At 68.2% G+C, this 11,774-nt stretch carries 8 protein-coding genes and 1 tRNA gene; 5 read left to right on the top strand and 4 right to left on the bottom strand.

Features of this window, described 5'->3' with window-relative positions; all coding sequences use genetic code 11:
• Nucleotides 1-316: 316 nt before the first annotated feature.
• Entirely contained in the window at nucleotides 317-1,564 is a 1,248-nt protein-coding gene (locus tag ACTIFS_RS21600; RefSeq protein ID WP_439576190.1) for a flavin-dependent oxidoreductase, read from the top strand.
• Nucleotides 1,565-1,600: 36 nt separating this feature from the next.
• A complete protein-coding gene (locus ACTIFS_RS21595) occupies nucleotides 1,601-2,497 on the top strand; it encodes a DMT family transporter (protein ID WP_439576189.1) in 897 nt (298 codons plus the stop codon).
• 141 nt (nucleotides 2,498-2,638) lie between these two features.
• On the opposite strand, the gene ACTIFS_RS21590 is transcribed toward ACTIFS_RS21595, so the two are convergent.
• Nucleotides 2,639-3,094 (bottom strand): cupin domain-containing protein, encoded by a 456-nt coding sequence (locus tag ACTIFS_RS21590; protein ID WP_439576188.1) that lies wholly within the window; start codon nucleotides 3,092-3,094, stop codon nucleotides 2,639-2,641.
• A 167-nt stretch (nucleotides 3,095-3,261) separates the two neighbouring features.
• On the opposite strand from ACTIFS_RS21590, the gene ACTIFS_RS21585 reads away from it, so the two are divergent.
• The gene (locus ACTIFS_RS21585; protein ID WP_439576187.1) at nucleotides 3,262-3,942 is read left to right on the top strand and encodes a DUF2848 domain-containing protein; all 681 of its coding nucleotides are present in this window, start codon (nucleotides 3,262-3,264) and stop codon (nucleotides 3,940-3,942) included.
• Between the two features lie 135 nt (nucleotides 3,943-4,077).
• Here ACTIFS_RS21585 and hmgA read toward each other — a convergent pair whose 3' ends face one another.
• A complete protein-coding gene (gene hmgA, locus ACTIFS_RS21580; RefSeq protein ID WP_439576186.1) occupies nucleotides 4,078-5,442 on the bottom strand; it encodes a homogentisate 1,2-dioxygenase in 1,365 nt (454 codons plus the stop codon).
• An 83-nt stretch (nucleotides 5,443-5,525) separates the two neighbouring features.
• Nucleotides 5,526-6,764, bottom strand: a complete 1,239-nt coding sequence (locus tag ACTIFS_RS21575; protein ID WP_439576185.1) for an MFS transporter — start codon at nucleotides 6,762-6,764, stop codon at nucleotides 5,526-5,528.
• A 170-nt stretch (nucleotides 6,765-6,934) separates the two neighbouring features.
• Here ACTIFS_RS21575 and ACTIFS_RS21570 point away from each other — a divergent pair.
• Nucleotides 6,935-7,008, top strand: a tRNA-Gly gene (locus ACTIFS_RS21570).
• Between the two features lie 10 nt (nucleotides 7,009-7,018).
• Here the strand turns inward: ACTIFS_RS21570 and ACTIFS_RS21565 are convergent.
• Nucleotides 7,019-10,303 carry an autotransporter outer membrane beta-barrel domain-containing protein gene (locus ACTIFS_RS21565; RefSeq protein WP_439576184.1) on the bottom strand — a complete coding sequence of 1,095 codons (3,285 nt, stop codon included), beginning with the start codon at nucleotides 10,301-10,303 and terminating at the stop codon, nucleotides 7,019-7,021.
• A 329-nt stretch (nucleotides 10,304-10,632) separates the two neighbouring features.
• On the opposite strand from ACTIFS_RS21565, the gene ACTIFS_RS21560 reads away from it, so the two are divergent.
• Nucleotides 10,633-11,583 (top strand): LysR family transcriptional regulator, encoded by a 951-nt coding sequence (locus ACTIFS_RS21560; RefSeq protein ID WP_439576183.1) that lies wholly within the window; start codon nucleotides 10,633-10,635, stop codon nucleotides 11,581-11,583.
• Nucleotides 11,584-11,774 lie beyond the last annotated feature (191 nt).

The raw sequence follows: 11,774 nt of genomic DNA, 5'->3' as shown, positions 1-11,774 counted from the left end.
ACGGAGGCTGCCCGTGCAGGCAGCGGCGTGAGGGCCATGGCGCCAAGCGCCAGCGCCCCGAAGGCCAGTCCAAGATGTCGTATCGTCAGGCTCATTGCCGTCTCCCCGAAGGCTGGAGGTGTATCCGGCCGGCTCGGCGAGGCGAGCCGCGCCGGCGGTTGTCCCGGCACCGCCTTAACCCTCGGCCCAACTCGCTGAACCCCCGCTGAATTTCCGTGTCATGTTGTGCTCAGGATGGAGCGCCGCGGCTTGCCTCTCCGGGCATGACAAGCCATGCTGCCATCAGCGTTTTTGCCTTCGCGTCGGGGAGTATTCCATGAAGGCCATCATCGTCGGCGGCGGCGTCGGGGGACTGACCACCGCCCTCATGCTCCACGAGCGCGGAATTGCCTGCGACGTGTTCGAGCAGGCCTCCGAGATCCGCGAACTGGGGGTGGGCATCAACACCCTGCCGCATGCCATCCGGGAACTCGCGGGCCTCGGCCTGCTCAAGCGCCTCGACGACGTCGCCATCCGCACCCACGAACTCATCTACACCAACCGCTTCGGCCAGGAGATCTGGCGCGAGCCGCGTGGGCTGGAGGCCGGCTTCGACGTGCCGCAATTCTCCATCCATCGCGGCCGGCTGCAGACGGTGATCCACCAGGCCGCGCGCGCCCGCCTCGGCGAGAGCCACATCTTCACCGGCCACCGGCTGGGCGCATGGCGCGAGGACGAGAGCGGCGTCACCGCCTGGTTCTTCGACCGTGAGGGCCGGCATGTGCGCACCGCAACCGGCGACGTGCTGATCGGCGCCGACGGCATCCATTCCACCGTCAGGGCAAAGCTGTTTCCTCACGAGGGGCCGCCGGCCTGGAACGGCATCATGCTCTGGCGCGGGGCGCTGGACTGGCCGGACTTCCTCACCGGCCGCTCCATGGTGATCGCCGGCGGCATGAGCGCCAAGCTCGTGATCTACCCGATCGCGGAGGGCTTCGCGCCCGGCCGCAAGCTGACCAACTGGGCGATCGCGGCGAAGATCGGCGAGGCCAATGCCGCCCCGCCGCGCCGCGAGGACTGGTCGCGGCCCGGCCGCTTCGAGGACATCATGCCCTGGCTGAAGCGCTTCTCGATCCCCTATCTCGATGCCCAGCGCATGATCGAGGCGACGCCGGAATTCTGGGAATATCCGATGTGCGACCGCGATCCGCTGCCGCGCTGGAGCCACGGCCGCGTGACCCTGCTCGGGGATGCCGCCCATCCCATGTATCCGGTCGGCTCGAACGGGGCCTCGCAGGCGATCCTCGATGCCCGCTGCCTCGCCGACCTGCTGGTGGCGGCCGAGCACCCGGTCCAGGCGCTGTCGGCCTATGAGCGCGAGCGCCTGCCGATGACCGCCGAGATCGTCCGCATGAATCGCCGCGGCGGGCCGGAGGGCGTCATCGACGCGGTGGAGGCGAGGGCGCCGGACGGCTTCACCGATATCGACACGGTGCTTCCCTTCGAGGAGCGCAAGGCCATCGTGCGCGGCTATGCCTCGACGGCGGGCTTCTCGCAGGAGAAGGTCAACCGCAAAGCGGCGTGAGCGTCGCCTCGCCGCCCCGCTCCACGGACCTGCACGATGATCTCCGGCCGCATGCGCGAGGCAGCCCTTCTCCTTCTCGGCTGCGGCATCTGCCTCGGCGCGACCTTCCCGCTGCAGAAGCTGGCGGCCGCCGCTGGCGTGCAGCCGGCCTCCTGGGTCTTTCTCTCGACGCTCGGGGCCAGCGTCCTGCTCACCATCGGCGCCCTGGCGCAGGGCCGCCCGCCGTCCGGCCGTCACGGCGTCTATTATCTGGTCGCCGCACTCGTCTCGTTCGTGGTGCCGAACCTGATCGTCTTCGTGGTGATCCCGAAGATCGGCGCCGGCCTGACCGCCGTCATGTTCGCGCTGTCGCCGATCCTGACGCTGACGATTGCCTCGCTGGTCGCCCGGCGCCTGCCGGCCCTGCTCGGCGCCGTCGGCATCGCGGTGGGGCTTGCCGGCGTGCTGGTCATCATCGCCTTCCGCGGCGATGGAGGCGGGTCGGACGCTTCCCTGCTCTGGGTTCTGCTCGGCCTTGCGATCCCCGTCTGCCTTGCCGCGGGGAATGTTTACCGTTCGCAGAAATGGCCACCCGGTGCCGATCCGCTGGCGCTGGCCTCGGCCATCAATCTCACGGCCACCGGGCTGCTGTTCGCCGCGGTCTTTGCCGGCGGGGAGGGGCTGTCCGGCCTTGGCGGCGTGCTCGCCGTGCCCGTCCTGATCGGCGCCCAGATCCTGTTGACCGGCGCGAACCTTGCCATGTTCTTCCGCCTGCAGCAGGTCGGCGGACCGGTCTATCTCAGCCAGATCGGCTATGCCGCGGCGGCGGTGGGCCTCATCGCCGGCACTCTCGTGCTGGGCGAACGCTATCCGCTGGCCACCTGGTCCGGCGCTCTCGTGGTGGTGGCCGGCGTCGCGCTGGTCACCTGGTCGCAGGCGCGGCCGGCCCGCTGAGGAAGCGAAGGGGCCCTGCGAGCCCGACGCGTCACCCCGTCATCGGACAGCCGCCTCGGCTCAGGCGCACTGACCGAACATAGCGGGAATCTACCAAACCATCGTCACGTTGTCAAGGACCAAAATCCCATTTAGGAACGATCATGCATCGGGCGGCGGCGGCAGGAACACCACCTCGTGCTTGGCAGCGAGCGCCACCACCGCATCCGGCGTCTGCTCGGCCAGCGAATGAATGCCCCAGAACAGGTCGTACAGCCGGCGCGTCGGGGCGACCCAGAAGAAGCACTTCACCGTCTGGTCGGTCTTGTTGAAGATGCCGTGCGACTGGCCCATCGGAAGGCGGATCAGGTCGCCGGCGGTGGCAACGAACTCCTTGCCCTCCAGCATGAGATCGAACCGGCCCTCCAGCATGTAGATGAACTCGTCCTGGGTCGGATGGATGTGCGGCGGCACGAAGGTGCCGGGCGGGAAGGTGGCGTGCCAGGACATGGAGCTCTCGCTGACCTGCTTGGGCACATAGGTCTGGCCGAGAATGTTCCAGACGATCCCGTCGATCCCCGTTCCGGCCTTGGTAATTCCCGGGTTCATCGGCTGCATGGCTGTTTCCTTCATCGCTTTGGCCGGATCAAACCCCAAGCCTGCCGAAGCGGCAACCGCCTGCTAGCATTAAGATTGACGGGGAGGGCAGCCATGCGGGCTGCGGTCAGGCCGTGGCGCGTTGCTTGTCGGCAGGCTATCGGTGTGCGTCAGGAGGCCTCACCGCCATGCTGACCTTTACCCGCCACGCCGGCGATCGCACCGACACCATCGCGACGGCAATCGAAACGCTGGTCATCGCCGGCTGGGCCGGCCGCGACGAGGCGGCGATCCGGCACCACATCCACGAGCTTCAGGCCATCGGCGTGCCGCCGCCCTCCTCGGTGCCGGTGTTCTACCGGGGCGCGGCGTCGCTGGTGACGCAGGCCCAGCGCGTCGAGGTCCTCGGGCCGGACAGTTCCGGCGAGATCGAGCCGGTGATCGTCTCTCTGGCCGACGGGCTGTGGGTGACGGTCGGCTCCGACCACACCGACCGCAAGGCGGAGACCTATGGCATCGCGCTGTCCAAGCAGATGTGCGCCAAGCCGGTCGGCACGGTGCTCTGGCGCCATGACGAGGTGGCTCCGCACTGGGACGAACTGGTGCTGCGCTCCCATGCCGTGATCGGCGGCGAGCGGGTGCTCTACCAGGAAGGGTCGCTTGCCGCCCTGCGCCCGCCCGAGGACCTCATCGGCCGGTGGGCCGGCACCACCGGCCTTCCCCCCGGCACGCTGATGTTCGGCGGCACGCTGGGGGCCATCGGTGGCATCCGGCCCGCCGCACGCTTCGAGATGGAACTGGCCGACCCGGTGCTCAAGCGCTCCATCGTCCATGCCTACGACGTGGTCGACCTGCCCGTGGTCAGCTGAACGGGGCGAGTAGCGATTGGCGGGTAGCGAATGGCCAGTCGTGAGCGGCGAAGCGGAGAGAGGAGGTCATCGTGACCCCCGTTCGCAATTCGCCACTCACCATTCGGCACTCACCATTCGGCACTCACCATTCGCCTATCTCGGCTCCTTCCGCGACGGGTCGAAGTGCTTCTTCAGCCCGACCCAGCAATCGGTGTAATTCGGCTGGAGCGTCGGCAACTCGCTGGCATATCTGGTCAGGCGCTGGGGAAAGCGCGTCTCGAACATGAAGGCCATCGTGCCGGTGAGCTTGACCGGCTTCAGCTCGACATTGCTGGCGTGTTCGAAGGCCGGCGCATCCGGTCCGTGCGGCATCATGCAATTGTGCAGGCTCATGCCGCCGGGCACGAAGCCCTCGGGCTTGGCATCATAGACGCCGAACACCAGGCCCATGAACTCGCTCATCAGGTTGCGATGATACCAGGGCGGCCGGAACGTGTTCTCGCCGACCATCCAGCGCTCGGGGAAGATGACGAAGTCGACATTGGCGGTGCCGGGGGTCTCGGACGGAGCCGTCATCACCGTGAAGATCGACGGGTCGGCATGGTCGAACAGGATCGGGCCGACCGGCGAGAAGTGCCGGAGGTCATATTTGTAGGGGTAGTAGTTGCCGTGCCAGGCGACGACATCCAGCGGCGACTGGCCGATGCTGGCTGCATAGAGCTCGCCGCCCCATTTCGCATAGATCGTGGACGGCTCCTCGCGGTCCTCATAGGCCGCGACGGGGGTCAGGAAGTCGCGCGAATTGGCCAGGCAATTGGCACCGATCGGGCCCCGGTCGGGCAGTGTGAAGGCCCCGCCATAGTTCTCGCAGACATAGGCGCGGGCCGGGCCGTCAACCAGCTCGACCTTGAACACGATGCCGCGCGGGATGACGCAGATCTCGCCCGGCTCGATCTCAATGATGCCGAACTCGGTGCAGAAGCGCAGGCGGCTTTCCTGCGCGACGATCAGGAATTCGCCGTCGGCATTGAACACGTATTCGCTGGTCATCGACTGGTTGACCACCAGCACATGCGCGGCCATGCCGACCTGCGTGTCGCTGTCGCCGGCGGTGGTGATGGTCCTCAGTCCGTTGACGAAGGTGGTCGGCGCGGTCGGGATCGGGGTGGGGTCCCAGCGCAACTGGTCGATGGGCAGCTGGCTCTCGTTGCGCGCGTCGGGCGCGGTGCGCAGGAAGCCGCGGTCGACCTTCCGGAACCGGCCGGAATGTTTCACCGAAGGGTGGATGCGGTAGAGCCAGGAGCGCTGGTTGGTCGCCTGCGGCGCCGTGAAGGGCGAGCCGGACAGCTGTTCGGCATAGAGCCCGTAATTGCACTTCTGCGGCGAGTTGCGGCCGATGGGAAGCGCGCCCGGCAGGGCCTCGGTCTCGAAGGAATTGCCGAAGCCCGACATGTACTGGAGGGTTCCCCCGCCACGGCCGTCGGTTGGCACGAATCCGGTGACATATTGCAGGGTCATGGCGCGTCCTCCTCACGGCGATATAGTTGCGTCTGTAACTATCGTCAACGCGGCGCCGTGGCGAAACCCTAGCATGGATCGGGTCAGACCGCGGCGCGGCCGCGGTAGTGGCGCTCGAGCATGATGGCGCTGGCCAGCGCGCAGAGCGCCGCGCCGAAGGCGACCACCAGCGTGGCCGTCGAGCCCCAGTGGCGCATCACGGCGGCGAAGACCATCGGCGCGATGGCGAAGGCGATGCTCTGCGGCACGGCCAGCCATCCGCTCATGGTGGCAAAGGTTGCGGCACCGAACAGGGCCAGCGGCGCCACCGCCCGCACGATGGTCATGGCGCCGGCCGCAAGGCCGTAGCCGATGACGAAGGCGCAGGCGAGCACCGGCGACTGCGGCCCGAGCACCGGCAGCATGACGGCCAGCGGCATGAGGGCCGCCGAGATGACGCCGACCATGAGGATGCCGAGGCGGCGGCCGAAGATCATTTCCCCGAGCCGGGCGATGACCTGGGCCGGCCCCATCAGTGTGCCGGCGAAAATGGCGAAGGCGACCGAATGGCCGTAGCCCTTGAGGATCTCGACGATCTGCAGCGGCAGGCCCCAGGAGACGAAGCCGGTCAGCGAGAAGGCGCTGGCCATCAGGATGAAGGCGTGGCGGCGCTCCGCCGCCGTCAGGGCCGGAGGTTCTGGAACGGACGGAATGACCTCGTCGACCGTCGACTCGACGCGCGACGGGCGGGCCAGCGCGATCAGGTGGATCGGCAGGCAGACCAGGATGTGAATGGCGGCAAAGACCAGGCATGCGCCCCGCCACCCCACACTGGCATCGAGCCAGGCGGCCAGCGGCCAGAACACGGTCGATGACAGTCCGCCGACGAGCATGAGCATGCCGATGGCCTGACGCGCGCCCGCGCCCGCGCGCTGCACCATGGCGGCCGCCGCCGCCTGAGACAAAGCGAGAGGTGTCCCGATACCCACCAGAACCCAGGCGGCAAGGTAGCTCGATGTGCCGACCGCCTGCGACAGCACCACCAGCGCCAGTGCGAAGATCAGCGAGCCGGCCACCATCGGCCAGCGCGCACCGCTGCGGTCCAGCAGCCGGCCGATCGAGGGGGCGACCACCGCACTGACCAGCAGCATGACGGTGACCGCGGCGAAGACGATCTCGGGCACCAGACCGATTTCCCGCCCGACCGGGCCGACCAGCATGGACGGCAGCCAGAACGTGGTGCCCCAGCCGACCATCTGCGTCACCGACAGCGGGGCGGCGATGCGGAACAGGCCGGCGGTGGTGAGGCGCCCGACAGGGGCGGGGCGGGGGAGTTCGGACATGGCACCCGTGAAAGCTCCGCCGACCGGCGAATCCGGCTACGCGCCAGCCGGCACGGGAGCTTCTTCACTCAAGCCCCCGCCGGAAAATGCGGCAAGACGGGCTGGGGCAGGGCAGATGCGCAGCCGCCACTTGATCGCGGCGGCCAAATATGGTCACTCGCCCCCGGCGCGCGGGTATAGCTCAATGGTAGAGCAGCAGCCTTCCAAGCTGAATACGCGGGTTCGATTCCCGCTACCCGCTCCAGCCCCCACCCCTACCAGCTGTGCCTGAGGCCGAGGCTCGCCCGGATCGAGCGATGGCGGCTGCCGAGTTCCGCATCGATCGACGACGACAGCCGCGTGCCCCGCCCGATCTGGGCCTCGGCACCGATCGAGGCCAACGCGGTATGGAGCGAGGGGCGGGCGCCGAAGACCGTGAAGCCTGCATTGGCGAGACCCAGGAACTGGGCATCGATCAAGCGGTCGGGCCGCGCCTGATAGGCCCAGGCGAGCCGCCCGAAGACCAGCATGGTGGTGGTCGGCGACAGCGCCCACCGGCTGTCCGCGCGCACGCCGAGCTCGGTCCGGATCGAGGCCGTGCTGCGCGCCGCATAGGCCAGCGCGAAGGCGCCGGTGGTCGGCGCCACGAAGGTTTCTGCATAGGCGGGCGCCGAATAGGCGATGGCCTCGACGGCGGCATAGGGGGTCAGGCCGTGGGCAGTGCTGCCGATGCGCCAGCCGGTCTCCAGCCGTCCGCCGAACGTATGCGCGGTGACGCGCGAGTCATAGGTCTCTGCCGGTCCCCCGATAGCGACGTCGCGCGTGACGCGGAAGCTGTTCCAGCCATACGCAAGGGCTGCCGAGGCATAGCCCTCGCCGAGGCGCGTCGATCCGTAAAGGCCCGCCTGGAACATGTCGCCGGTGCCGGAGCCGCGCGCCTGACCGAGGCCGAACGAGGTGCCGCCGCCGGCGACCGCGAAGCCGACCACCGTGTTGGGGGAGAGCCGACGGTCGGCACCGGCGGCCACGCCGAAGAGCCCGTGGCGCGTGTCGGCCGAGCCGAATCCGGCATCGCCGTTGGTCGCGCCGGATTGGGCGAAGGCCTTGGTCCAGATGCTCCAGCCGGCATCGACCGTGACATTGCGCGGACCTGCCGGCGGATCGGCCATCTGGACGAGCGAGGGGCTGGCCGACATGGCGGTCGCGCCGCGCGCGCCGGTCATCGGGTCGAGCATCATGTTCAGGAACGTGCCGGTGCTGTTGAATGCGGCCTGCTGCGTTGCCGTGGCGGTCTCGCCGGCAAGGCTGCCGAGAGCCTGCGGCATGGCGGCCGGGCTCTGCATGTAGAGGCCCATGAACGGCGACATGTCGGCGCCGTCCGTGGCCGCCGTATCGAGCGCCGTCGCCACGTTGCGCGCATTGACCGAGGTCGCGACCGGCAGGAGCGGGGCGAGCGCGTTGCCGCTCAGCATGAGCGAGACGCCGAGCGGCGAATAGATGAGCTCGGTGGTAATCGCGTCGCCGAAGCTGCCGTCGATCATGACAGGGTCGAATGTGCCGGTGATCCCGCCGGTCGTCTGCAGCAGCGAATAGCTGGTGCCGAACGAGAATCCGACGCCGATCGGGATGATGCGGGCGCCGCCGGCGAGGCTGGCCGAACCCTGCACGTTGATCTGGGCGCTTTCCGAGGGCGTGACCCGGAACTCGGCCGTGCTGCCGGCCTGCAGGGTGAGATTGCCGGCTACGGTCAGTGTGCCGGGTCCGCCCGTGCCGGGCATCACCGTGCCGCCGGAGTTGACGGTCAGCGCGCCCACGGTGCCGGTCCCGAACAGCATGGCGCCGGAATTGACCGTCACGCCGCTGGACGAGGCGATGGAGCCAAGGACCAGGAGGTTGCCGCCGTCGACGGTCGTGGCGCCGGTGTAGGAGCTTGTTCCGGTGAGACCTGTTGACCCGCCCGTCAGGCGCAGGCCGCCCGATCCGGTGATGGCCCCGGCATAGGCGGACCACCCGTCGGTGATGGTCAATGTGCGGGCGCCCAGATCGACGCTGGAGCCGGCCACCCCGGCAAGGCTGCGGATCGAGGCCCCGGCCGTCGTGCCTGCGATGGAGAAGGACGCGCCGGCAGCCGTCAGGTTGACCAGATCCGACTGCGCGATGCTGCCCGCGCCCTGCAAGGCGAGGCTTGCGGAGCTGTGCCCGATCGTCGTGGTGCCGCTATAGGTATTGGCGCCGGTCAAGGCGACCGTGCCGTTCTCGGCCAGCGCCAGACCGCCGGTACCGGAAATGACGCCGCCGAACACTGCGTTGATCGGGCTGGTATAGCCGAGCGTCAGCGTTCGGTTGCCGAGCAGGACATTGCCGAGGCCCGTCAGCGTGCCGAGGCGGATGTCCACCCCGGCTCCGGCCATGCTGAAGGTCGCGCCGGAGGCGACGTTCATGCGGCTCGAACTTGTGCCGAAGGCGCCGAGGCCGAAGGCAAGCGTTCCGGCATCGACGTTGAAGGTGGTATTCGCCGGATTGTTGCGGGTGAGTGTGAGGGTACCTGTGCCCACCTTCGTCAGGATCAGACTGGCGCCGAGGAAGTCGCCGCCGAAGACCGTCGACATATTGCTGCTGCCGACTGTGACGGTGGGGGTCGGGTCTCCCGGGCCGGCAAGGATGATGCGGCCGTCACCGGCGAGCGAGCCGACCGTCAGGTTCTTCGAACCGATATCCACCTGGCCGTTGGCGACGAGCTGGTCCAGCACCAGTCCCATCGCCGAGATCGACCGGATGTCCATGAACCCGCCGGCATTGATTGCGACGAAGGCTGTGCCGCCCGTCGCGCCGTCGCTGAAGTTCACCCGACCGCTGGACGTCGCGGTGATGACCGAGTTGCCGGCCGTGGAGTCGTTGCGGAACTCGAGGGTGGCGCCATTGAACAGGTTGATCGTCGAGCCGCCCGCGGTCGACTGCCCCATGAACGCCACGTAGCCGCCATTGACCGACATCGCCGCCGTGCCGGCGCTGCTGGAATCGGACATTTCCAGAAGCCCGGAGCTGGTGAACTGGAGCACCGAACTGGTGATGCTCGCGGTGTTCGAGAGCCCCATCTGTCCCGACATGTTGACGATGGCATTGTGGAGGATGGCATTGTTGGTCAGCAGGAGCCGCGTGCCGCCATCGAGGAGATTGAGGGTCAGCTGGGCGCCGACTGCCCTGCTGATCCCCGCGCCATTGATGGCGAGGAACGAATCGGCCTGGCTGCCGAGTGTGAGGGTCGTGGTCGTGCCCCCGTTGAACTGCAGCGCGCCGATGGTGAGGGAGGTTCCGGACGACACGGTCGCGGTGATGTTGCGGGTGCCCGGCGTGTCGAAGGTTCCCGTGCCGTCCGGCACCGTTCCGCCGGTCCAGTTGGTGCCGTCGAAGAGTTCCCCGTCGCCCGCCGTCCAGCTCGCATCCACGGCGGCAGCCTGTGACAGCGCCAGCATCATCGCGGTCAGCGACAGGCCGGCGAGGCAGGCGGCGCGCAGGCCGCTGCGCCGGGTGGAGGGACGGGGAGGGATGCGGTCAGTCACTTTCGGCCTCGCGGGACAGGGCTCCGGCGAGGGGGTCGCCAGCACGACGCGGAAGCTAAGGGTGTTCGCGGGGGCCGAAAAATTATAGTTCCCTATATGCAACCATCATTCGTCTGAATGGTGCGCCCGGATAGCTCGTGGACCGGAAACGCCACGCGCAAGGCGTGGCAGGCCTGCGAAAAGCCGGCGAAAATGCGCCGGGAGCCAATCGCACGGCCTCCGACACGGGCCGCAGCCGGCCTTGCCTCGCCCGTTCGCACGCAGCTAGGGTGCCGGCCCGAACGACCATTCGCCACGCTTATTTCCCGGCTGCTGTCCCGGCGCAGGTCATGCACAAGAGCATCCGCCATCTCGACCTCAACCTGCTGGTCGTCTTCGAGGCCGTCTATTCGGCCGGCAACATCAGTCACGCGGCGCGCCAGCTGGCGCTGACCCAGCCGGCGGTCTCCAACGCCATCGCGCGCCTGCGCGAGCATTTCGACGACGCCCTGTTCGTCCGCGAGGGCCGCGGCGTCAGGCCCACGATCCGCTCCCAGCAGATGATCGGGCCGGTGCGCGACGCGCTGCGCCTCGTCGACGAGCAGCTCAATGCCGGCCGCCAGATCGACCTGCCAAGCTACAAGCGCCTCTTCCGGGTGGTCGTCGTCGATGCGCTCGAGCCGTTCATCATGCCGCTGGTGATCCGCGAGATCGACGCGCATGCGCCCGGCATCACCATCGAGAACCGGCCAGCCTCGCGCGGGCAGGTCATCGACGACCTGATCGCCGGGACCCTGGACCTGGCCTGCTACACCTACCAGGCAAGCCAGCCGGGCGTGGTCATGGTGCCGATCAATCCCATCGACGTGGTCGCCGTCACCCGTCGCGACCATCCCGTCATCCGGGACAGGCTCGATATCGAGACGTTCATGAGCCACGGCCATGTCACCTTCATTCACGAACTGAAGTCGAAGGTTCACATCGAGCGCGACATCGCGGCCGGGGCGGGCGCGCGGCGGGTGCCCTACCAGACCGGCACCCTGTGGTCGATCGCGGCGATCGCCGGGCGCAGCGATCTGATCGGCATCCTGCCGCGCAATTTCGCGGCGGAGCTGGCCGATGGCTTCAACCTGTCGCTTTACGAGACGCCGGTGCCGATCGCCGAGCAGTTCCACTACATGATGTGGCACGAGCGCAATGACCGCGACATCGGCCATCAATGGCTGCGCCAGCGGCTCTCGGAGGCGGCCGTCGGCGCCTTCGGGACTGCGCCCTTGCAGTCTGCGGCCGCACCCGGCTGATCGAGGGCGGCCCGGTCCGGGAAAATCGGACTTGAACAGAACCGCGAAAACCCGTAACCGACCGCGCGACGCGGGAGCGCCCGTCCTCAACAGCAGCCGAAGGACCATGACCGATGGCCAAAGCAAAGTTTGAACGCAACAAGCCGCATTGCAACATCGGGACGATTGGTCACGTCGACCATGGCAAGACG

The sequence above is a fragment of the Phreatobacter sp. genome (assembly GCF_051860605.1).
GTDB lineage: Bacteria > Pseudomonadota > Alphaproteobacteria > Rhizobiales > Phreatobacteraceae > Phreatobacter.
This window is presented reverse-complemented; position numbering and strand designations above follow the sequence as displayed.